Genomic DNA, 21137 nt, shown 5'->3' with positions numbered 1-21137 from the left:
CACACCCGGGCGCCGTATGGAGACAATGGCCGTATGCGCACGCTTCGCCTCGCACTGGCCCAGACCAACTCCACCGTCGGCGACCTCGACGGCAACGCCGCCGCCGTCGTCGAGTGGACCGCGCGGGCCAAGAGGGCCGGGGCCCACATGGTGGCGTTCGGCGAGATGATGCTGACCGGGTACCCGGTGGAGGACCTGGTGTTCCGGGAGTCGTTCGTGCGGGCCAGCCGACAGCGGGTGGAGCGGCTGGCGAGTGAGCTGGCCGAGGCCGGGCTGGGCGGCATCGTCGTCGTGGTCGGTTATCTGGACGCCGACGGCCCGGCGCGCATGGACGCCGACGCCGATCCCGGGGTCGGACCGCGCGACGCGCTGGCCGTCCTGCACTCCGGCCGGGTCGTGACCCGGTACTTCAAGCACCACCTGCCCAACTACGGCGTCTTCGACGAGGACCGGTACTTCGTCTCCGGCGACACGCTGGAGGTGGTGCGGGTCGGCGGTGTGGACGTCGCGGTGACGGTGTGCGAGGACATCTGGCAGCCCGGCGGACCGTTCGCGGTGGCCCGGCAGGCCGGGGTCGGGCTGGTCGTCAACATCAACGCCTCGCCGTTCGAGCGCGACAAGGACGACACCCGGCTGTCGCTGGTGAAGCGGCGCGCCGCCGAGGCGAACGCCACCGTCGCCTACGTCAACGTCATCGGCGGCCAGGACGAACTCGTCTTCGACGGCGACACCATGATCGTCAAGGCCGACGGTGAACTGGTGCTGCGCGGTCCCCGGTTCACCGAGGAACTGCTGCTGGCCGACCTGACCTTCGACGACGCCGGTGACGTACCGGAGGTGACCGACGCGGCGATGGCGGTGCGCCACACCGAGATCTCCGGCGGTTCACTGCCGTTGCGCCGCAACCTGATCACGCCGGTCAAGACCGAGCCGCTGTCCGACCTGGCCGAGGTGTGGGGCGCGCTGACGCTCGGCCTTCGCGACTATGTGGACAAGAACGGCTTCGCCTCGGTGCTGTTCGGACTGTCGGGCGGCATCGACTCGGCCGTGGTCGCGGCGCTGGCCGTCGACGCGCTGGGCCCGGACCGGGTGCACGCCGTGTCCAACCCGAGCCAGTACTCCTCGCAGCACTCCCGCGACGACGCCGCCGACCTGGCGCAGCGCACCGGGCTGCACTACCTCGTCGAACCGATCCAGACCATCGTGGACGCCTACCTGTCGCAGCTGTCGCTGTCGGGGGTCGCGGTGGAGAACCTGCAGGCGCGGGTGCGCGGTGTCATCTGGATGGCGCTGTCGAACCAGCATGGACACCTGGTGCTGGCGGCGGGGAACAAGAGCGAGTACGCCGTCGGCTACTCCACACTGTACGGTGACGCGGTCGGTGGTTACGCGCCGATCAAGGACGTCCCCAAGACGCTGGTGTTCGAGCTGGCCAAGTGGCGCAACGCCGAGGCCAAGCGACGGGGCGAGGTGGCGCCGATCCCCGACAACATCATCACCAAACCGCCGTCGGCCGAGCTGCGCCCCGACCAGGTCGACACGGACTCGCTGCCGCCCTACGAAGTGCTGGACGCGATCCTGGCCGGGTACGTCGACGGCGACGCCGGTCGCGACGACCTGGTGGCCGCCGGACACGACCCGGCCATAGTGGACCGGATTCTGCGGTTGGTCGACATCGCCGAGTACAAGCGCCGCCAGTCGGCGCCGGGAACCAAGGTCACCGGCAAGTCCTTCGGCCGCGACCGGCGGTTGCCGATCACCAACCGGTTCCGCGAGGGCGACTCGCGGGCGTAGTCCACGCCGGACGGTGTCAGTGGTGCCGGGCCGCGTCGGGAACCCGGTCGGCGAGGTCGCACAGGAACTCGGCCGTGGCGAAGGCCTCGTCGCAGTCGATCGGCCCGCCCCACCAGCTGAGCAGGTCGGCGTTCTCGAACCGCACCGGCTGCTGCCGGGAGCGCGGGTCGTTGAGCAGCCAGTCGGCCAGCCCGGACTGGAACACGTGGTTGGAGTACTGGTTGTCCTGGCTTTGGATGTCGAACACGTCGAACAGCTGGTGTGACCGCGGTTCGTCGCGCGGCTTGAGCTGGAGCCACGGCCGCTGCGAGCCCAGACCGACGGCCACGATCGTGTAGAACGACTCGGACTGCGTCACCACTCCGGCCTCGTGATAGCCGTAGGTGAACATCATGATGTTGCGTCCGCGATGGACGCCATAGAGGACGTCGGCGGCGCCGCCGCGGTTGCGGAACGGTTCCCCCTGCCACCGTCCGACCAGCGCGTTGTCGGCCTTCTGGTACCGCCAGCCGTGGCGTTTCGCCCAGGCCGACCCGGCTGAGACCGCTTTCTTTCGTCTGCGGCGTATCGGTTCGAAGATCATCAGGTAGGCCAGCCCGATGAGAAGGACGGGCAGGCCGAAGCAAAAGAAGACGGTTTCTACGGTGTCGTTCATGCGAATCTCCGGGGGGTAAGGATTCTGGCCGCGACAGAGTAGTGCATGAGAAGTCCCCGGATTCCGGATGGGGAACCGGAATCCGGGGACCATGTGCACCCGAGGACAGGTCTTGGGGCGGCCACGGCTTGGGCATGGCCGTGGCCGCTGTGCGGGCGGCCGAACTACTCGTCCGCCCGCGTCCAGGGGAGGATCAGGCCGCCACTGCCACCGGGATCTCGCCGGTGTGGATCAGTTCGGCGGGCTCGGTGTCGCGCCGGGCCACGGCCAGCTTGACGGTGGCGTCGTCGAAGCCGATCGGCCGAGCCGCCGCGATGGCGGACATCGAGACGATGCCGACGGCGGCGCCGGGACGGGCCGGTTCGGCCAGCTCGATCAGCGGAGCCGCGATCGGCGCGGCCACCGGCTCGACGGCCTCGGCAACCGGTTCGGCGGCCGGGGCGGCGACGCGGATCCGCAGCGCGGTCGCGCCGAACACCAGCGGGATGATGACCGCGGCGGTGACCGCGAAGGCCACCGGCAGCGACAGCGCGCCCGACACCGCGCCGATGGTTCCCGGCGCGACGACGCAGCCCAGCTGCGCGGCGGCCAGCACGATCGTGATGCCCTGGCCCGGGGTCTCGGTCTCGCGGGAACCCACGCTGAGCGCGACCGGGACGATCGCGGCGATGCCCAGGCCGACCATCGCGAAGGCCAGCAGCGCCGGGGCCGGGTGCCAGGCCACCACCGACAGCGCGGTGCCCGCGAAGGCCAGCAGGCCGCCGGTCTGCACCACCCGCACCGGGCCGAACTTGCTGACCAGGGCGTCGCCGGACAGTCGTCCGACCGCCATCGAGGCGACGAAGCCGACGAACGCGACCGAGCCGGCGCCGACGCTGCCGCCGGTCACCTCGGTGATGTAGATGGCGCTGAAGCTGTGCACCGTCGCCTCGGCGAAGGAGGCGCAGCCGCCGATGATCGCGGCGATCGCCAGCACCCGGGTGGGGCGGGCGATGCGGGTGCGGGCCCGGGCCTGGGCCGCCTTGGCGACCGGGGCCGACACGCCGCGCGGGACGGTGATGGAGGCGGCACCGCCGATGACCAGCAGCGTGCCCGCGGTCCACACGAAGTGCAGCCGCGCGTCGAGGCCGGCGAAGGTCGCCGCGGTGCCCATTCCGGCGCCCGCCAGGACGCCGAGGCTCCACAGTCCGTACAGTCGCGACATGACGGCGCGCCCCATCCGACGTTCCACGTCGTTTGCCTGTGACTTCATCGCGACGTCGCAGATGCCCGCGGCCGCGCCCATCACCCACAGGGACAGACCCAGGAGGTAGGTATTGGGCATGAAGGCCGGCACGGCGAGCGTCGCGGCGTAGGCGATGACGGCGGCGCGCGTGGTGCGACGCTGACCGATCATGGCGACCAGTCGCGAGGCGACCGGCATGATGAGGACGGCACCCAGGGCCGAGCAGACCAAGGCCAGACCCAGCGCCCCGGCGGTGAGGTGGAGGCGGTCGGAGATCCACGGCACACGGGTGGCGAACGTCCCTGACACGGCGCCGTGCACGGCGAAGATGACTGCCACACTGTTCAAGGCACGACGGTGCTTCAACTCTGACCTCCTTTAAGACCTGCCGCCGGACAATTAGTGGGTGGGCGACCAACTAAAAAATAACAGGCAGGCTCCCTGATGAAAAGAGAGAAAATGACTGGAAATCCGGCCAGCCCCCAGATGGCCCGCGCGATCAACGATCGACTCGCCCTCGATCTGCTCGTCGAACATGGACGCCTGAGCGCTCCACAGTTGCGGGAACTGACAGGACTTTCACGACCGTCTATCGCGGATCTGATAGAACGCCTGCAAGAGGGTGGTCTGGTGAAGCAAGTCGGCGAGTCCGGAAAGAAGCGTCGCGGACCGAACGCCAAAGTGTACGGTCTCGTGGCCGATTACGTACATGTGGCCGGTGTGGACCTGCGCGGTGGCACAATTCACGTCGCGCTGGCCGATCTGGGCGGCGCGATCGTGGCTGAGAGCCGCCGCACGATTAACCCGGATCACACTCTGGCGTCCCTGATCCGGCGCGCCGTGGCCGACGCGGTCCGCAAACTCGACCGGGAGGTCTCGGCGCTGCACACCGTCGTGGTCGCCGCCCCCGGCTTCATCAACCAGAACACCGCCGAACTGCTGCCGGGCTACGAGTTCCCCGGCTGGGACGCCGAACTGCTGCCCGGCCTCATCGACGCGCTCGACGTCCCGATCGCCTTCGAGAACGAGGCCGACCTGGCCGGGACCGCCGAACTGCACCACGGCGCCGGGGCCGGACGCCGGGACCTGGCGGTGCTGTGGCTGGACCGCAGCGTCGGCGCCTCGGTGATCCTGGACGGCGCGCTGCGGCACGGCGCCTCCGGCGGCTCCGGCGAGGTCGGCAAACTGGCGCTGCCGGGCGCCCACCTGCCCGCGCCGGGCCGCGCCTCCGGCGGCTTCCACTCGCTGGTCTCCTCCGAGGCGGTGCTGGCGCTGGCCGCCGACCACGGCGTCGAGACCGGCCCGGTCGCCGAGGTGGTCGCGCGCGCCTGCGAGGCCGACGACATGGCCTCCACCTCCTTCGTCGACGCGCTCGCGGCCCGCATCGCGCTGGGGGCGCTGGGGCTGGTCGCCGTCGTCGACCCGGGGCTGATCGTGATGTCGGGCGACATCGGACGCGCCGGGGCCTCGGTGCTGGCCGACCGGGTCGCCGCGCATCTGTCCACCCTGGACGCGACGGTCACCGACATCGTCCCGTCCACACTGCCGGACAACCCCGTGGTGACCGGTGCGGTGCTGTCGGCGCTGCACATCGCCCGCGACGACGTCTTCGGCAGCAGCTCGCGGCTGGCGGCGGCCTACGGCGAGGAGGCCGAGGCGGCAGCCGCGGCCGAGTCGGGAGCCGAGGCCGCTGGCTAACGAGGCGCGCTGGGCGGCGTCGCTCAACAGCTTCAGCACCGTCGCGACCGCCGGGCGCTCGGCGCTGGCGGTGCGGTGCACCGCGTAGACGTCCCGCCCCACCAGCGGCTGCGGTAGCTCCAGCACCTCCACGTGGTAGTGCCGGTCGGCCACGGCCATCCGGGGCACGATCGAGATGCCCAGCCCTCGGGCCACCAGGGTCAGGATGGTGTCGGTGCCCTCGAACTGCCACGGGATCGGCACGCTGACCCCGGCGGTGCGCAGCACCCGGTCCAGGGCCAGCCGGGACGGCTCGGTCTCCAGCGCCGCGATCCAGGTCTCGTCGGTCAACTCCGACAGGTGCACCTGCTCGGCCCCCGCCAACTGATGCCCGCGCGGCACCACGAGCACCAGCGGGTCGTGACACAGGTAGTGAAAAGACAGGGTCCCTGCCTGTTTCGGTCGGCGGCTGCCGGTCCAGTCGTCGACGAGGGCGATGTCGATGTCCCCGGACCGCACCTCGTTGAGGCTCTGCGAGGCCTCGCCCTGTCGCAACTCCAGGCTGATGGCGCTGTGCCGCCGCAACCGCCGCGCCACCGGCGGCGCCAACGCGACCGCCGCGCTCGGGTAGGCGGCGACCACGACCCGTCCACTGGGGATCGCCTCCTGGGCGGCCAGGTCGGCCTCGGCGGCCTCGATCGCGGCGAGGATGCCACCAATATGTGAGACAAGTCGCTCACCATTCTCGGTGAGGACGGCACTACGGGCAGTACGGTCCAAAAGGGCCACTCCGGCCTCCTTCTCCAGGGCGGCGAGCTGTTGTGAGACGGCGGATGCCGTGTATCCCAAGGCATCGGCGGCGGCGGCGATGCTGCCCTGAATGGCGAACTCATGGAGCAATCGCAGTCTTCTCGGATCTAGCATTACTCCATCTTATGCTTACGCTCAGAAACTTCCGCTTGTGCTTACGCTAATTCGGCTCAACACTGGGTAAGGATCACCAATACAAGTACACATAACGTATATAACAGGAGTTTTCGGTGCCCGTCTCAGCCACCTTGGCCGTCAACGAAGCCATCCGTGCCAAACGAGAGTCCGGGAAATACGTCCTTCCACTGGGGTTCGGCGAGGCGGGTCTTCCCGTCCACCGCAGTCTCACCGACCGACTGTCCCGATACGCCGGACGCAACGGCTACGGCTCGGTGGCGGGCGTGCCGCAACTGCGCGAGGCCGCCGCCGGATACTGGAGCCGCCGCGACCTTCGCACCGAACCGTCCCAGGTGATCGCCGGGCCCGGTAGCAAACCGCTCCTGTACGCCGCGCTCATGGCGGTCGGCGGCGACGTCGTACTGCCGCAGCCCAGCTGGGTCAGCTACGGCGCCCAGGTCGAGATGCTCGGCGCCACGCCCCTGTACGTGCCCACGATCCCCGGCGACGGCGGCGTCCCGGACCCGCAGCGCCTCAAGGACTACCTGGACCACGCCCGCACCATCGGCCGGGACGTGCGCGCCATGGTCATGACCCTGCCGGACAACCCGACGGGAACCCTGGCCGCACCCGAGATCATCCACCGGGCCTGCGACATCGCCCGCGAGTACGACCTGGTCATCATCGCCGACGAGATCTACCGCGACCTCGTCTTCGACGCGGGCCGCGCCTACGTCAGCCCGGCCGACATCGCTCCCGAGCGCACAATCATCACCACCGGCCTGTCCAAATCGCTGGCCCTGGGCGGCTGGCGCATCGGCGTGGCCCGCGTACCCGACTCCGCGCTCGGCGACGAACTGCGCGAACGCATGCTCACCATCGCCAGCGAGATCTGGTCCAGCCCCTCGGCCCCCGTTCAGCACGCGGCGGCCTACGCCTACACCGAACCGGCCGAACTGCGCGACCACATCGCCGACTCCCGCCGCCTCCACGCCACCGTCGCCCGCGCGGTCGCGGGCCACTTCGGCGCGGCCGGAGCCGAGGTCGCCGTCCCCGACGGCGGCTTCTACCTCTACCCGGACCTGGCCCCCTACCGCTCCCACCTGGAGGCCAAGTGGTCGGTCAAGACCGGGGCCGACCTCAGCGAACTCCTCCTCGACCGCTACGCGGTCGGGGTCCTGCCGGGCAGCGCGTTCGGCGACGGCATCAAGGAACTCAAACTCCGCGTGGCCACCAGCCAGCTCTACGGCCAGACCGACGCCCAACGCGAGGCGGCGTTGCGCTCGGCCTACCCGCTGATGCTGCCGTGGATCGCCAAAGCCCTGGACCGACTCGACGAGGTCCTCAAAGACCTGACTCGCTGACACGGTGTTCTCAGTGCCCTCGATCCCCTGGTCGAGGGCACAACCGTGTGAACGGCCGGACGGACGCTCCCGCCGTAGCGGCGGGGGATGGTGGGGGCGCGCTAGAGTGGGCCGAGGTTTTACTTTGCGTAGAAGGAGTTTCCCCGGTGCCTGGTCCATATCGCCTGTTCATCGCCGTTGCCATCGCCGAAGCCGTTTCGTGGGTGGGTTTGTTGATCGGGATGTACTTCAAGCACTACGGCGGCGGCAACGAGATCGGGGTGAAGATCTTCGGGCCGGTGCACGGGGTGCTGTTCATGGGGTACGTGACGTTCGTGCTCGTGTTGGCGCGGCAGTACTCGTGGTCGGCGAAGCGGGTCGTGGCCGGGTTGGTGTGCTCGATTCCGCCGCTGGCGTCGATCGGGTTCGAGCGGTGGGTGGCCCGGGATTTCCGGGCCCGTAAGGAGACGCGGGTTCCCGTGGGGGTGTAGGGGGAGCGGTCAGCCTCGTCACATTCCGGGGCTGATGCTTGCGTCTGCATGGAAAACGTTGATTGGGTGGGGCGATGTCCGCATCCGTCGCCAAACCGCTGGGATTGACCGGGCGCGACTTCATCCTGATGATGGTCGCGAGCCTGGGTGCCTTCACGAACGTGATGGCGCTGTTGTCCGTCGTTCCCCTGTGGTCGGCCGATGCCGGGACCAGCGCCAGTGGGGTCGGGGCGATCACGGCCACGATGATGGGCGCCACCGTGGCGTTGCAGTTGGGGATGGGCGGGTTGTTGCGGCGGTTCGCGTTGCGGCACCTGTTCGCGGTGGGAGCGTTGCTGTTGGGGGTGCCGACGTTCGGGTATCTGTTGTCGACGGACCTGGCGTGGGTGTTGGCCGTCTCGGCAGTGCGGGGGTTCGGGTTCGGGATGGTGACCGTGGCCGGGAGCGCGCTGGCCGCGGAGTTGGTGCCCGCCGTGCAGCGGGGGCGGGCCATCGCCGCCTACGGGGTGGCCATCGGGGTGAGCCAGTTCGGGAGTCTGCCGTTGGCCGTGTCGATGGCCGAGCGGATCGGGTACGACACGGTGTTCGTGTTCACCGCGGTGGCGGCGATCCTGGCGGCTCCGGCGATGTGGGCGCAGTCGGGGAAGCGGGTCGACGACATCACGCCGGTCGATGAAGCGTCCGGGGATGGTGTGCGGCAACGGTTGTGGGCGATGTCGGGGCCCTTCACGGTGATGACGGCGGTCGCCTGTGCGCTGGGGGGCATGTTCACGTTCATCCCGTTGGCGCTGACCTCGCCGGACGCGGCGGCGGTGGCGCTGTTGACCATGGCGGCGGGGCTGGTCGGGGCTCGGTGGGTGTCGGGGATGGTGTCGGACCGGTTGGGGCCGGGGCGGATGCTGTTGCCCTCGGCGGCGGTCGCGGCGGTGGGTATGGGTGTCACGGCCGTGGCGATCTTCTACGGGTTCGACGGACTGGCCATTGTGGGTGCCACCGTGTACGGGGCCGGGTTCGGCGGCTTGCAGAACGACACGCTGGTGGTGATGTTCCGGCGCTCGGGGCCGGGTGGGCACGGGCTGGCCAGCATCGTGTGGAACATCGCCTACGACGGCGGCACCGGCGTGGGCGGGCTGCTGATCGGGTTGCTGGTGGCCGGACTGAGCCTGTCCTCGGCCTTCGGGGTGGTGGCGATCGCGATCCTGGCGCTGTGCCCGCTGGCCTGGCGGGACTGGCGGGCCGAGCACCGGGCCGCTCACGCGAAGGTCCCGACCGCCGCTTGCGCGGGGCCGGGATAGCGCGAACCATCGGGTTACTTCTTGGCGCGCAGCACTTCCAGACGCTGACGGTATTCCTCTTCGGGGATCTCGCCGCGGGCGAAACGCTCCCGCAGCACGCCCTCGGCGCCGTGGTTGCGGGTCCAGTGTCCGTTGCGGCGTCGCACGATCGCGACGATCGCGACGACGACGGCGATCCAGAACAGCGGGACCAGCAGGAACCAGGGGCCGCCACCGCCGTGGTGCCACGGTCCGTCGTGGTTCCACGGGCCGTCCTGGGAGGCGACGGTCATGACTGCTTCGTGATAAGTGTTCATGGCTACCGGCTTTCGGTGTGGTGTGTCGGTCTTGTGCCACCAACACTCCTCGCGAAACCCCAGGTCGGCATCGGACGGCGGGAGTCTGCCGACCTACCACCACAGGCGTAGGGGGATCACCCCAGCCAGCCCGGACGCACCAGGCCGGACTCGTAGGCGAACACCACCAGCTGGGCCCGGTCGCGGGCGCCGAGCTTGATCATGGCCCGGCTGATGTGGGTCTTGGCGGTGGCGGGACTGAGGAACAGCTTCGCGCCGATCTCCTCATTGGACAGGCCGGTTCCGGCCAGCGCCACCACTTCGCGCTCGCGTTCGGTCAGCTGCTCCAGTTTCTTGGCCGACACCGGTTCCTTCGCGCGCTGCGCGAACTCGGCGACCAGCCGTCGGGTGACGCCGGGCGACAGCAGCGCGTCGCCGCGCGCCACCACCCGCACCGCCTGCAGCAGTTCCACCGGTTCGGTGTCCTTGACGAGGAAGCCGCTGGCGCCCGAGCGCAGCGCCTCGAAGACGTACTCGTCGAGGTCGAAGGTCGTCAGGATGATGATGCGGACGCTGGTCAGCGACGCCTCGGCGGTGATCTTCGCGGTGGCCGCGAGCCCGTCCAGGCCCGGCATCCGGATGTCCATCAGGACCACGTCGGGAACCATGTCGCGGATGAGGCGGAACGCCTCCTCGCCGTCGTTGGCCTCGCCGACCACCGAGATGTCGTCGCAGGAGTCCAGCAGGGCCCGGAAACCCGCGCGCACCAGTGCCTGGTCGTCGGCCAGCAGTACCCGGATCACGTCGCTCATGCGTTTAACCTACGCCCGGCAGCCGCGCGTGCACCGCGAAGCCGCCCGCCGCGGCCGGTCCGGCGGTGCAGGTGCCGCCGACGGCGGTGGCGCGCTCGTTCATGCCCGTCAGGCCGTTGCCCGGGATGGGAACGCCGCCGCCGCCGTCGTCGGCGACCGTGATGTCCAGACTGTCGCCGTGGTCGATGCGGATCCGCACGTGCCGGGCGTTGGAGTGTCGCAGCACATTGGTCAGTGACTCCTGGATGATGCGCAGCGCCGCCAGGTCCACAACGGGGTCGAGTTCGCGCTGCTGCCCGGTGACGGTCACGTCGACCTCGATGCCGGCGTTGCGGACGCTGTCGACCAGCGCGTCCAGTTTGGCCAGGCCGTCGGTGGGGGAGCGGGGCGCCGCGTCGTCGGTGCTGCGCAACGCGTCCAGTGCCCCGCGCAGCGCCGTCAGCGCCTCCTTGCTGGCGCCCTTGATCGCCGACAGCGCCACCCGGGTCTGTTCGGGTTTCTCGTCCACCAGGTGCAGCGCGACTCCGGACTGGACGTTGATGAGCGAGATGTGGTGCGCCAGCACGTCGTGCAGCTCCTGGGCGATGCGCAGCCGTTCCGCGCCCGCGCGCTGCTGGGCCTGCGCCCGCTGCGCCGCCTTCGCCTGGGCGTTGCGCTCGGAGCGCACCTTGAACAGCCAGGCCAGCAGCGCCGCGATGAGCGACAGGTAGATCGGCCCGGGCGGGAGGCCGAGCGGGTAGTACACGGCGGTGATGAGCGCGCACACCGCCACCACGGTGCGCGGGAAGCCGCGCACCGCGAACAACGCCACCGGACCGATCAGCGCCAGCACGAACGCCACCGGATCCACCGACGTGTCCTGCCAGTCGCAGTGCGGCGACTCCTCGCGTCCCGGCCCCCAGCCGTGTTCGCCGCCGCCGCATTCGGCCCACATGGCCGCGCCGCGGATCCCGATCAGCTGAATGAACGCGACCGGGAACGGCACCAGGATCCACGGGAACCGCAGCAGCCACCACGGCCACCATTTGGGGCCTTTCCTGTCGATGTCGTCGCGTCGCATGCGTCCACCGTATGCGGCGGGTGATCATCCCGCGTGCACCTGGGGGAGTGCCCCGGTCTACCACGTCCGGCGTAGCGGGTTCATACAAACGCCATACGCGGTCTGGTGTTCATCGACGGAAACCGGTACGCTGCGGCGCGTCGAGTTGTCGCGGTTGTTGTGGAAGGTGTTGCGATGTCGGAGTACGGCGTGGACGCCGCATACGATCGCGGGGACGCGGTGTGTGTCATCGGTGCCGGGATGGCGGGCCTGGTGGCGGTCAAGAACCTGCGCGAACACGGCTTCAATGTGGACTGTTACGAGCAGGAGACCGAGATCGGCGGCTCCTGGAACATCAAGAAGCGCCGCAGCCCCACCTACGCCAACACCCACTTGGTCTCGTCGCGGACCCAGACCGAGTTCCCCGACTTCCCGATGCCCGACGACTGGCCGGACTATCCACACCACAGCAAGGTGCTGTCCTACCTGGAGAGCTACGCCGACCACTTCGGACTGCGCGAGCACATCTGGTTTGGCAGCGAGATCGAGCGCATCGAGAACGCCGAACGCGGCCGCTTCGACGTCGTCGTCAAACCGATGTCCGGCAGCGCCGCCCGCAGACTGCGCTACGCCGCCGTCGTCATCGCCAACGGGCACAACTGGGACCCGTTCCTGCCGGAGTACCCCGGCCAGCAGGCCTATCGCGGCGAGATCATCCACTCGGTGTCCTACCAGGACTCGTCGCAGCTGCGCGGCAAGAAGGTGCTGATCGTCGGCGCCGGGAACTCCGGCTGCGACATCGCCGGCGAATCGGCGATCACCGCCAAACGGACCTGGCAGTCCACCCGGCGCGGCTACTGGTACACGCCCAAGTACATGCTCGGACTGCCCGCCGACAAGACCGCGCAGCGCCTGTCGTGGCTGCCCAAAGGCTTGCGGCGCAAGGTGACCGAGTACGCGATCAAGAAGATCGGCGGCGACCCGGTCCGGTTCGGACTGCCCGCCCCCGACCACCGTTTCGGACAGTCGCACCCCATCGTCAACAGCCACATCCTGCACCACATCGGACACGGGGCCCTGGAGCCCAAACCCGACATCGCGCGCTTCGACGGTCGCAAGGTGGTGTTCACCGACGAGTCCACCATCGAGCCCGACCTCGTCGTCATGGCCACCGGCTACCGTCCCCGCTACGACTTCTGCGACGACGAACTGCTGGGCGCCGGACGCGAGACCGGCGGCTTCCCGCGACTGTTCGCGCAGATGTTCTCGCCCGCGTCGGAGACGCTGTTCGTGGCGGGGCTGTTGCAGGCCGACGTCGGCATCTTCCCGCTGGTGCACTGGCAGACGGTGGCCATCGCGAAGTGGCTGCACGTGCGGGTGTCCGACCCGGAACGGGCCAAGGCCTTTCGCGGCCAGGTCGTCACCGAGGCCGGAAACCGTTACGTGGACGCGGAGATGAACGACTCCGACCGGCACCGGCTCGAGGTCTCGCACGACCGTTACCTCGACTCGGTGGCTCGCATCATTGAGACCCTTGACAAGGAATCGGACGGTGCCCGATGAGCATGGAACTGTGGCGACAGCGTTATCGCGCGCTGCCGGTGACGCCGGTCAAACGCGAGCTGGCGCAGGTGCTGTCCGAGGCCGAGGAGCAGGCCGCGCCGGTCCTGTGCGTCACCGGCGACGCCAGGGGCGCGGCGGCGTTCACCGAGCACTGGCTGCCGCACATCGCCTCGCGCGGTCACGGCGCCTACGCCGTCAGCGTCCGGGGCCAGGGCTCCACCCCCAAGGAGGCCGGTGGACGGCAGGCCATGGTGCACGACCTGGTGCAGACCGCCGCACAGCTGCCCCGGCAGGCCATCCTCATCGGGCACGACAAGGGCGCGGCACTGGTCGCGCACGCGCTGGCCCGCTACCCGGCCGCCGCGGCGGTCCTGTTGGCGCCCAAGGGTGTCAAGGCCGCCCCGGGTGACCCGGTCGGTTCGCCCCGGGTCCTGGTCGCCGGGAGCCCCGACGACCGCAAGACCTCGGCCAAGAGCCTGGAGACCGCGGCCCGCGCCTACGGCGGGACGCCGCTGCTGTTCCCCGGCGTCGGCCACGACTTCATGAACGACCCGGGCTGGCAGGCCCCGCTGGACGCCATCCTGGACTGGCTGGAGAACAAGCAGGCCGCCGTCGGCTAGCCCGCCCGCCGCCTGAGCACCTCCAGCGCCTGGTCGGCGTGGCCGTTCATGTTGATCTCGCTGTGGAACACGTCCATGATGGTGTGGTCCACGTCGATGACGAAGGTCTTGCGCTTGATGCTCAACGGCCCCAGCGGAATCGACCGCTTGATGCCGAACTGTTCGGCGATCGCGCCCTCGCGGTCGGACAGCAGCGGGTAGTCGAAGTCGTTCATCTCGGCGAACTTGCGCTGTTTGTCCACGGGGTCGCGGCTGATGCCCACCCGCTGGGCGCCGACCTCGGCGAACTCGGTGGCGAGGTCGCGGAAGTGGCAGCTCTCCATGGTGCAGCCGCGGGTCATGGCGGCGGGGTAGAAGAACAGCACGACCGGTCCCTCGGCGAGGAACTCGCTGAGTTTGCGGGTGGTGCCGGTCTGATCGGGGAGCGCGAAGTCGGCGACCTTGTCACCTTTGACGAGACGGACAGCCATGCTGGACCTCCTGGCGACGGGTTGCCGGTCAGCCTACGCCCGGGTCGCAACGGCGTGTCGGCCCAGCCGGACCCGGCCGCGGCAGCACTCGCGCCGTGCCGGGCGGCGAGCGCTGCCGCGCCGTCAGTCGAGCGAATCTCCGGCGTAGGGGCCGTGCAGTTTTCGCAGCAGTTCGCCGAGGGTCCGCGCCTCGGCCGGTGACAGCGCGCTGCTGAGCACCCGCGCCAGTTCGTCGATCTCGGCGGTGACCGCCTCGTCGGCGGCCCGCCAGCCCGCCTCGGTGAGCCGGATGCGCAGGCCCCGGCGGTCGCTGGGGTCGGGCCTGCGTTCGATCAGCCCGGCTCGCTCCAGCTTGTCCAGTCGTCCGGTGAGGCCGCCGGAGGTGAGCATCAGGGTGCGGCTGAGTTCCTTGGGGCTCAACTCGAACGGCTCTCCGGAGCGGCGCAGGGTCGCCACGACGTCGAACTCGCTCAGACCGATGCCGAAGGGCGCGAACACGCTCTTCAAGCGGCGTCGGGACAGTTCCGAGACCCGGTGGATGCGTCCGAAGATCGCCATCGAGTCCAGGTCGAGATCGGGTCGTTCCCGCCGCCACTGCCCGACGATCGCGTCCACCGCGTCGGCCGGTGATTGTGCTGGCTCCATTACCGGTCAGCTCCTTTGGGTGTTACTGAGACCACAGCATAGTAGCTTGACATTAATTAGCTTGCAACTAAGCTACTTGCATATAAGTAAATCACCCCAAAGCTAAAGGATCGGCCATGAACCGCGAACTGCGCGATATCGCCATCACCGCCCTGGCTCCCGTCATGTGGGGCACCACCTACATCGTCACGACCGAACTGCTGCCGCCCGGCCGTCCGCTGCTGACCGCGCTGTTGCGCGCCCTGCCCGCCGGGCTGCTGTTGGTCGTGTTGGCCCGCAAGCTTCCCCAGGGCTCGTGGTGGTGGAAGGCCAGCGTCATCGGGGCCCTGAACATCGCGGCCTTCTTCGCGTTGCTGTTCATCGCCGCCTACCGGCTGCCCGGCGGCGTCGCCGCCGTGGTCTCGGCCATCGGTCCACTGGTGACCGCGGGCATGACGATCCTGATCCTCAACCAGAAGGTGCGGCTGCGGACCTGGCTGCTGGGCATCGCCGGGGTCGCCGGAGTCGCGATGGTCATGCTCAACGCCGCCGCGAAACTCGACGCGCTGGGCATGATCGCCGGACTGGCCGCCGCCACGTCCATGGCCGTGGCGACCACCCTCACCAAACGCTGGGGCGCCCCGACCGGTGCCGGTTCGGCGGCGCTGGCGGGCTGGCAGCTGACGGCCGGTGGCCTGTTCCTGCTGCCGTTCGCGTTGATCATCGAGGGCGGCATTCCGGCGCTGAGCCTGACCAACGTCGCCGGATACGTCTACCTCGGCCTGGTCAACACCGCGCTGGGCTACTGGCTGTGGTTCCGGGGCATCTCGCGACTGTCGGTGGCGCCGTTGAGCTTCCTGGGTCTGCTGTCGCCGCTGACCGCCGCGACCGTCGGCTGGATCGTCCTGGGCGAGGCGCTGACCCCGCTGCAACTGCTGGGCATGGTCGTCGCCTTCGGCGCCACCGTCGCCGGACAGCTCACCTCGGTGAGGCGGCCCGCCGTCGTCCCGCAGGCCACGCCGCGAGCCGAACTGGCGAAGGCGTCCTAGCCCATCCGACCGGGCCGCGCGGTGACAGCCGCGCGGCCCTCGCCGCTACGCCAGTTTGCGGCGGGGCGGCAGCAGCCGGGTGAAGTACTCCCGGGTCACCATGACCAGCTCCCGGGCCTCGCCGGAGCTGACCACCTGCGGCTGTGCCCCTGCCAACGGCAGGCCCGCCGTCTCGGGCAGGTACGCGATCGCGATCAGCCCGATCGCCCCGGCCGCCATCAGGTAGTACGCCGGAACCATGAGGTCGCCCGACCAGGCCACCAGCGCCTCGGTGACCAGCGGGGTGGTGCCGCCGAAGGCCGCGACCGAGATGTTGAAGCCCACCGCCATGGCGGTGTAGCGGATCCGGGTCGGGAACAGCGCGGGCAGCGTCGCGGCCGAGGTTCCGGCGAAGAACGCCAGCAGCAGCGCCAGCACCAGTACCCCCGCCAGTGGCAGCACGACGCCACCGGCGCGCATCATCCAGAAGCACGGGAGGGCCAGCACGACGAGCCCCACCGCGCCGATGTTGAAGGTCACCTTGCGGCCGTAGCGATCGCTGGCGCGTCCGATGAAGGTGATGGTCACGACGACCAGCACCATCGCCGCGAGGATGAACATGTCGGCGATGTGCGCCCGCTGTCCCAGTTCCTGGGTCAGATAGGTCGGCAGGTACGCGGTGACCATGTAGTTGGTGACGTTGTACAGCAGCACTAGTCCCATGCACACCAGAAGCGGCCGCCAGTGGTCGCGCACCGTGGTGCGGATCGGATGCGCCACCGGCGGTTCGGCGGCCTCGACGGCCTCCTCCTGCTGCTGGTACGCGGGGGTGTCCTCCAGTTTCAGCCGGATGTACAGGCCGATCAGCCCCAGTGGTCCGGCCACCAGGAACGGGATCCGCCAGCCCCAGCTGAGCATCGCCGTCTCCGACAGCGCCAGGGTCATGAGCGTGACGACGCCCGAGCCGATCGCGTAGCCGATGAAGGTGCCGAAGTCCAGGAAGCTGCAGAAGTAGCCGCGCCGCCGGTCGGGCGCGTACTCGGCGGTGAAGGTGCTGGCGCCGCCGTATTCGCCGCCGGTGGAGAAACCCTGGAGCATCCGGGCCAGCAGCAGGAGGATCGGCGCCGCGATGCCGATGCTCGCGTAGGAGGGGATGAAGCCGATGGCGAAGGTGCCCACGGCCATCAGGACCATCGTGGCCGCCAGTACCTTCGTGCGTCCGATACGGTCGCCCAGCGGGCCGAAGAACAGGCCGCCCAGCGGTCGCACCAAAAACGCCACCGAGAAGGTCGCGAACGAGGCCAACAGCTGGGCCACCGGGTTGCCGGACGGGTAGAACACGGCGCCGATCGTCGCGGTCAGGTAGCTGAAGACCCCGAAGTCGTACCACTCCATGCAGTTTCCGACCGACGCGGCGGCGGTGGCGCGCTTGAGTTCCGGCGGTTTGACGACCGTGATGTCGCCGGTGGTCAACGGACGGCCGCGCTTGGCCAAAAACCCGTCCCACCATGTCTGCACCCGTTGCGGCATCACCGTCGCGACCTGCATGTCCGCCACCCCCGTGGAGTGGAATCTAATTCACGCGCGTCACAGCGACGGGGAATTGGCGAACCTCGAACCGGACACCACGGTCGCGGTGACCCAGGCGGATCGCGGTGTCACACCACCGCGCCGTTGCCGGGGTCGTCGTCCTCGCCGTCCTCGGGTTCGGGACGCAGCCGCCAGATCAGCATCAGGACGCCGCCGCCGAACGCGGCGATGCCCGTCGTGCGGCCCAGGCCCTCGCCGACGTCCAGCAGGCTCGGCTGCACGATCAGCACCAGCCCGCCGATGATCAGCAGCACGCCCAGGATCGCCGGGAGCGAGGGGACCGGCAACGGCGGTGGCGGCGGCGGACGGTAGGTGTCCTCCTCCTCGTCGTCGTCATCGTCCTCGAGCTCGGTGTCCCACAGTTCCAGCAGCGACGGCTCGTCGTCGTCACCGGAGGAGGGGTGGGCCCGGCGGGCGGGTTCGTCGGACTTGGGTTCGTCCTCGGGCCAGCCGGGGGTGTCGTCCTTCAGGTCGGCGATGAGTTCGGCGAAGCGCTCGTCGACCTCGCTGGGGTCCAGCCGGTCGGCTCCTTCGCCGGGTTCCTCGGCGCCTCCGGCCCGGTCTCGGTCGGGGTCGTCGTCGGAGTGTCTCGTCATGAGGTCTCCTGTAGAGACTTGAGCCTTTCGGCGACGAAGGCGGCGGTGCCCTCACACAGCTGGGGAGCGTCGTAGTCCAAAGTGGCCACGTGGTAGCTGCGGGGCAGGATGTGGTCGCGGGCGTCGGTGCTGCGGATGCCCGCCAGCAACAGCTGGGTGTTGCGGGGTTCGACGACGTGGTCGATGGCGCTGTGGAAGACCCGGATCGGCAGGGTGACCTTGGCCAGGTCGGCGGACACGATCCGCCACAGCTGCGACAGCGAGTGGACGGCGGCCAGCGGGACCCGGGGGTAGCTGGTCTCGAAGGTGTCGGGTTTGGCGATGTCGCTGCCGATGCCGGGCACCGAGCGGATGAAGTGCTTGACGACCGGCACCCCGAACCGCACCATCCAGCGTTTGTCGAACAGCGAGGGGTTGCACAGCACCAGCCCGGCCATCTCGGCGCCGCGCTGCTGCGCCAGCCGCAGCGCCAGCGTCCCGCCCATGGAGTGGCCCAGGACGAACACCGGCTTGTCGCGGGCGAGCGCGTCGTCGAAGGCGCGTTCCAGGGCGCCGTACCAGTCGGGCCAGCGGGTGGCGGCCATGTCCTGCCACCGGGTGCCGTGCCCGGGCAACCGGGGGGCGGTCACGGTGTATCCGCATTTGTGCATGTGTTCCGCCCAGGGCCGGACGGAGGCGGGGGTGCCGGAGAAACCATGACACGCCACAATGGATGCTGGGGTCTCGGGGCCTGCGTCGAGGTGGATCGCCTCGGCCCCGTCGAGTACGGTCACGCGGCGCACCTTTCTTCGTCTGATGAGAATCTTCGCACGCGGGCACAGTCGCTGGTGTGCACGGTACCTCGGGCCTGCGCGGGCGGGCCGGACTTGAGTAATCTCTAGGTACTACTGGAATGAGGAGCCGAGCGTGCTGTATTCGGTACTGAAATGGGTCGTTGTCGGTCCGTGGCTGTGGCTGATCTATCGGCCCAAGGTCGAAGGCGGCGCCAACATTCCCAAGGAGGGTGCCGCGATCATCGCCAGCAACCACGTGTCGTTCTCGGATTCCATCTTTCTCCCGCTCGTGGTGCGGCGCAAGATCATTTTCGTGGCCAAGTCGGACTACTTCACCGGCAAGGGCTTCAAGGGCTGGTTCTCCCGGTTCTTCTTCTCCGGCGTGGGCTGCATCCCGCTGGACCGCACCGGCGGCTCGGCGGCGCAGGCGGCCCTGGACACCGGGTTGCGGGTGTTGCGCGAGGGGGAGTTGTTCGGCATCTACCCCGAGGGCACCAGGTCTCCGGACGGCAAGCTGTACAAGGGCAAGACCGGCGTGGGCCGGATGGTGATGCAGTCGGGTGCGCCGGTGATCCCGGTGGCGATGATCAACACCGGCGAGTTGCAGCCGATCGGCAAGCGGCTGCCCAAGATCGGCCGGGTGCGCATCAAGATCGGTGAACCCATCGATTTCTCCCGCTACGCGGGGCTGGCCGGGGAGCGCGCCGTGGAGCGCGCCATCACCGACGAGATCATGTACGCCCTCATGGAACTGTCCGGTCAGGACTATGTCGACGAGTACGCCACGAAGGTCAAGGCGCTCAAGGACAAGGCCGACGCCTCGGCGGCCGAGGCCGAGGCGGTGCGGATCGAACGGCAGCGGCAGGGCTGAGGTTCAGCCCCTGCCTCCGGCTCAGTTCGCGGCGGCCGCGCAGTCGCAGCGGCACAGGCTGGCCAGCACCTGGTCGACGCAGGTGACGCCCTGGCGGTGCCGGATCAGGAACCGGCGCGGGTCGACGGACTCGGCGCAGTGGACGTCGACGACGATGCCGTGCCGGTTCATCCGCAGCGGCGCCACCCGTCGCACGCTGGGCAGCTGGTGCTCGATGCGGTGGGTGAGGGCGTGCAGCACCTCCGGGTGGTGGTCGTACAGGTCCAGCAGCAGTTCCACCTCCAGCGGGTAGAACGGGTCCGGTTCGGCGGCGGCGTAGTCGGCGGCCGGGATGTCGGTCAGCTCGTCGCCGCACTGCAGTCGCACCTCGGCGACGTTCACCCGCCACATCGTGTGTCCCTGCCCCACGTCGAGCAGTTCCGGCACCGGGTTGACCTCCGAGAACGCCAGCGCGGCCTGCCGCTGTCCGGACTCGGGCACCGGCTCGGCCCAGCCCGCGACCCAGGCGCTGCCCAGCCACGGCGCGCACGGCAGCGGTGGTTCGTCGTCGAAGCGCATCGCCACGGCGGTGTCCATGCCGCGGCTGTCGCGCAGCGCGGCGGTCAGGCCGTCCGCGTCGGGCAGCAGCAACAACGGTGTGCCCTCGGAATCGGCGGAGGCGTTGACCGTCCACATGGTCTCGTTCCAGGCGACCTGGACGGTCGCGGGCTGATGCCCGGCGGTCAGGGTGCGCGCGAGCTCGGCGGGGGCGACGAACATGACCCGACTCCTTAGGTTAGGCTACGCTTACTAAGGTCACCCTAAACAAACTACAGGAGGATTAGTGAACCGGCCCCGACCCAAAGCCAAACGATCCCGGGCACTGGGAATCGCGCTCACCCCCAAATGCGTCAAGTACTTCGAGCGCCGCCCGTTCCCGCCCGGCCAGCACGGCCGTCGGCGCCGTTCCGAATCCGACTACAGCCGACGGCTGCTGGAGAAGCAGCGGCTGCGGGAGCAGTACAACATCCGCGAGGCCCAGATGAAGCGCGCCTTCGCCGAGGCGGTGCGCCGCGACGGCAAGACCGGCGACAACCTGGTCTCGCTGCTGGAACGCCGTCTGGACGCCTTCGTGCTGCGCGCCGGTTTCGCCCGCACCATCTACCAGTCCCGGCAGCAGGTGGTGCACCGTCACTTCCTGGTCAACGGCCGCCGCGTCGACAAACCCTCCTACCGGCTCAAGCCCGGTGACGTCGTCCAGGTCGCCCCCGGCAGCCGCGACAAGACCCCGTTCCAGCTGGCCGCCGCCGGAGCCTGGGCCGGATCCGGACCGCTGCCGGGCTACCTGGAGGCCAAACTGCCCGAACTCAAGGCCCGGCTGATCGCCGAACCGCCGCGCGCCCAGGTGCCGGTGGTCTGTGACGAACAGCTCGTCGTGGAGTTCTACTCCCGCTGATCGGGCGCATGGCAGCATTCGGGGTAGTCCGTGC

Annotated in this window: 21 protein-coding genes and 2 pseudogenes; 11 read left to right on the top strand and 12 right to left on the bottom strand. The window is 69.4% G+C overall.

Annotated features, from left to right (window positions below; genetic code table 11):
* Nucleotides 1–33: 33 nt before the first annotated feature.
* Entirely contained in the window at nt 34–1794 is a 1761-nt protein-coding gene (locus tag SNAS_RS24500; protein ID WP_013020166.1) for an NAD+ synthase, read from the top strand.
* A 16-nt stretch (nt 1795–1810) separates the two neighbouring features.
* Here the strand turns inward: SNAS_RS24500 and SNAS_RS24495 are convergent, their stop codons facing one another.
* A complete protein-coding gene (locus tag SNAS_RS24495) occupies nt 1811–2449 on the bottom strand; it encodes a type III secretion system chaperone family protein (RefSeq protein ID WP_013020165.1) in 639 nt (212 codons plus the stop codon).
* Nucleotides 2450–2642: 193 nt separating this feature from the next.
* Nucleotides 2643–4013 carry an MFS transporter gene (locus tag SNAS_RS24490; RefSeq protein WP_244409181.1) on the bottom strand — a complete coding sequence of 457 codons (1371 nt, stop codon included), beginning with the start codon at nt 4011–4013 and terminating at the stop codon, nt 2643–2645.
* Between the two features lie 105 nt (nt 4014–4118).
* Here SNAS_RS24490 and SNAS_RS37775 point away from each other — a divergent pair.
* A pseudogene (locus tag SNAS_RS37775) lies at nt 4119–4328 on the top strand (winged helix-turn-helix domain-containing protein); the annotation flags it as partial.
* A 39-nt stretch (nt 4329–4367) separates the two neighbouring features.
* Nucleotides 4368–5372, top strand: coding sequence for an ROK family protein (locus SNAS_RS24485; RefSeq protein ID WP_244409062.1), 1005 nt, complete (start codon nt 4368–4370; stop codon nt 5370–5372).
* 72 nt (nt 5373–5444) lie between these two features.
* Here the strand turns inward: SNAS_RS24485 and SNAS_RS37770 are convergent.
* Nucleotides 5445–6275, bottom strand: a pseudogene (locus tag SNAS_RS37770) (LysR family transcriptional regulator); the annotation flags it as partial.
* A gap of 116 nt (nt 6276–6391) precedes the next feature.
* Here SNAS_RS37770 and SNAS_RS24480 point away from each other — a divergent pair.
* The 3 genes from SNAS_RS24480 to SNAS_RS24470 all read left to right on the top strand — a co-directional run bounded on the left by SNAS_RS24480 (nt 6392) and on the right by SNAS_RS24470 (nt 9407).
* A complete protein-coding gene (locus SNAS_RS24480; RefSeq protein ID WP_013020162.1) occupies nt 6392–7642 on the top strand; it encodes a pyridoxal phosphate-dependent aminotransferase in 1251 nt (416 codons plus the stop codon).
* A gap of 146 nt (nt 7643–7788) precedes the next feature.
* Nucleotides 7789–8112: a DUF3817 domain-containing protein gene (locus SNAS_RS24475; RefSeq protein WP_013020161.1), complete on the top strand. Its 324-nt coding sequence runs from the start codon at nt 7789–7791 to the stop codon at nt 8110–8112.
* A gap of 74 nt (nt 8113–8186) precedes the next feature.
* Entirely contained in the window at nt 8187–9407 is a 1221-nt protein-coding gene (locus SNAS_RS24470) for an MFS transporter (RefSeq protein WP_013020160.1), read from the top strand.
* Between the two features lie 14 nt (nt 9408–9421).
* Here the strand turns inward: SNAS_RS24470 and SNAS_RS24465 are convergent, their stop codons facing one another.
* The 3 genes from SNAS_RS24465 to SNAS_RS24455 form a co-directional block, all read right to left on the bottom strand.
* Nucleotides 9422–9703, bottom strand: a complete 282-nt coding sequence (locus SNAS_RS24465) for an SHOCT domain-containing protein (RefSeq protein WP_013020159.1) — start codon at nt 9701–9703, stop codon at nt 9422–9424.
* Nucleotides 9704–9819: 116 nt separating this feature from the next.
* A complete protein-coding gene (locus SNAS_RS24460) occupies nt 9820–10485 on the bottom strand; it encodes a response regulator (protein ID WP_041626800.1) in 666 nt (221 codons plus the stop codon).
* A gap of 13 nt (nt 10486–10498) precedes the next feature.
* Nucleotides 10499–11554 (bottom strand): sensor histidine kinase, encoded by a 1056-nt coding sequence (locus SNAS_RS24455; RefSeq protein ID WP_013020157.1) that lies wholly within the window; start codon nt 11552–11554, stop codon nt 10499–10501.
* Between the two features lie 174 nt (nt 11555–11728).
* On the opposite strand from SNAS_RS24455, the gene SNAS_RS24450 reads away from it, so the two are divergent.
* Together SNAS_RS24450 and SNAS_RS24445 are read left to right on the top strand one after the other, a co-directional pair.
* Nucleotides 11729–13096 carry a flavin-containing monooxygenase gene (locus tag SNAS_RS24450; RefSeq protein WP_013020156.1) on the top strand — a complete coding sequence of 456 codons (1368 nt, stop codon included), beginning with the start codon at nt 11729–11731 and terminating at the stop codon, nt 13094–13096.
* The gene (locus tag SNAS_RS24445; protein ID WP_013020155.1) at nt 13093–13716 is read left to right on the top strand and encodes an alpha/beta hydrolase; all 624 of its coding nucleotides are present in this window, start codon (nt 13093–13095) and stop codon (nt 13714–13716) included. Before SNAS_RS24450 ends, SNAS_RS24445 begins: the two co-directional genes overlap by 4 nt.
* On the opposite strand, the gene SNAS_RS24440 is transcribed toward SNAS_RS24445, so the two are convergent.
* Nucleotides 13713–14186: a peroxiredoxin gene (locus SNAS_RS24440; protein WP_013020154.1), complete on the bottom strand. Its 474-nt coding sequence runs from the start codon at nt 14184–14186 to the stop codon at nt 13713–13715. The genes SNAS_RS24445 and SNAS_RS24440 overlap by 4 nt on opposite strands.
* A gap of 123 nt (nt 14187–14309) precedes the next feature.
* Complete coding sequence (locus SNAS_RS24435; protein WP_013020153.1) at nt 14310–14831, bottom strand: MarR family winged helix-turn-helix transcriptional regulator; 522 nt, start codon at nt 14829–14831, stop codon at nt 14310–14312.
* Nucleotides 14832–14947: 116 nt separating this feature from the next.
* Between SNAS_RS24435 and SNAS_RS24430 the strand changes: the two genes are divergently transcribed.
* Nucleotides 14948–15859 (top strand): EamA family transporter, encoded by a 912-nt coding sequence (locus SNAS_RS24430; RefSeq protein WP_013020152.1) that lies wholly within the window; start codon nt 14948–14950, stop codon nt 15857–15859.
* Nucleotides 15860–15904: 45 nt separating this feature from the next.
* On the opposite strand, the gene SNAS_RS24425 is transcribed toward SNAS_RS24430, so the two are convergent.
* The 3 genes from SNAS_RS24425 to SNAS_RS24415 form a co-directional block, all read right to left on the bottom strand.
* Nucleotides 15905–17386: an MFS transporter gene (locus tag SNAS_RS24425; protein ID WP_013020151.1), complete on the bottom strand. Its 1482-nt coding sequence runs from the start codon at nt 17384–17386 to the stop codon at nt 15905–15907.
* Nucleotides 17387–17496: 110 nt separating this feature from the next.
* A complete protein-coding gene (locus SNAS_RS33205) occupies nt 17497–18024 on the bottom strand; it encodes a DUF308 domain-containing protein (RefSeq protein ID WP_013020150.1) in 528 nt (175 codons plus the stop codon).
* Nucleotides 18021–18797, bottom strand: a complete 777-nt coding sequence (locus SNAS_RS24415; RefSeq protein ID WP_013020149.1) for an alpha/beta hydrolase — start codon at nt 18795–18797, stop codon at nt 18021–18023. The genes SNAS_RS33205 and SNAS_RS24415 overlap by 4 nt, the downstream gene beginning before the upstream one ends.
* Nucleotides 18798–18930: 133 nt before the next feature.
* Between SNAS_RS24415 and SNAS_RS24410 the strand changes: the two genes are divergently transcribed.
* Nucleotides 18931–19668 (top strand): lysophospholipid acyltransferase family protein, encoded by a 738-nt coding sequence (locus tag SNAS_RS24410; RefSeq protein WP_013020148.1) that lies wholly within the window; start codon nt 18931–18933, stop codon nt 19666–19668.
* Between the two features lie 21 nt (nt 19669–19689).
* On the opposite strand, the gene SNAS_RS24405 is transcribed toward SNAS_RS24410, so the two are convergent.
* On the bottom strand, nt 19690–20427 hold the full coding sequence (locus tag SNAS_RS24405; protein WP_013020147.1) for a hypothetical protein: 738 nt from the start codon (nt 20425–20427) through the stop codon (nt 19690–19692).
* A gap of 64 nt (nt 20428–20491) precedes the next feature.
* Between SNAS_RS24405 and rpsD the strand changes: the two genes are divergently transcribed.
* Entirely contained in the window at nt 20492–21103 is a 612-nt protein-coding gene (gene rpsD / locus SNAS_RS24400) for a 30S ribosomal protein S4 (RefSeq protein WP_013020146.1), read from the top strand.
* The last annotated feature ends 34 nt before the right edge of the window (nt 21104–21137 follow it).

The organism is Stackebrandtia nassauensis DSM 44728 (genome assembly GCF_000024545.1).
GTDB lineage: Bacteria > Actinomycetota > Actinomycetes > Mycobacteriales > Micromonosporaceae > Stackebrandtia > Stackebrandtia nassauensis.
The sequence above is the reverse complement of the archived record's forward strand: the minus strand, read 5'-3'. Positions and strand labels throughout refer to the sequence as shown.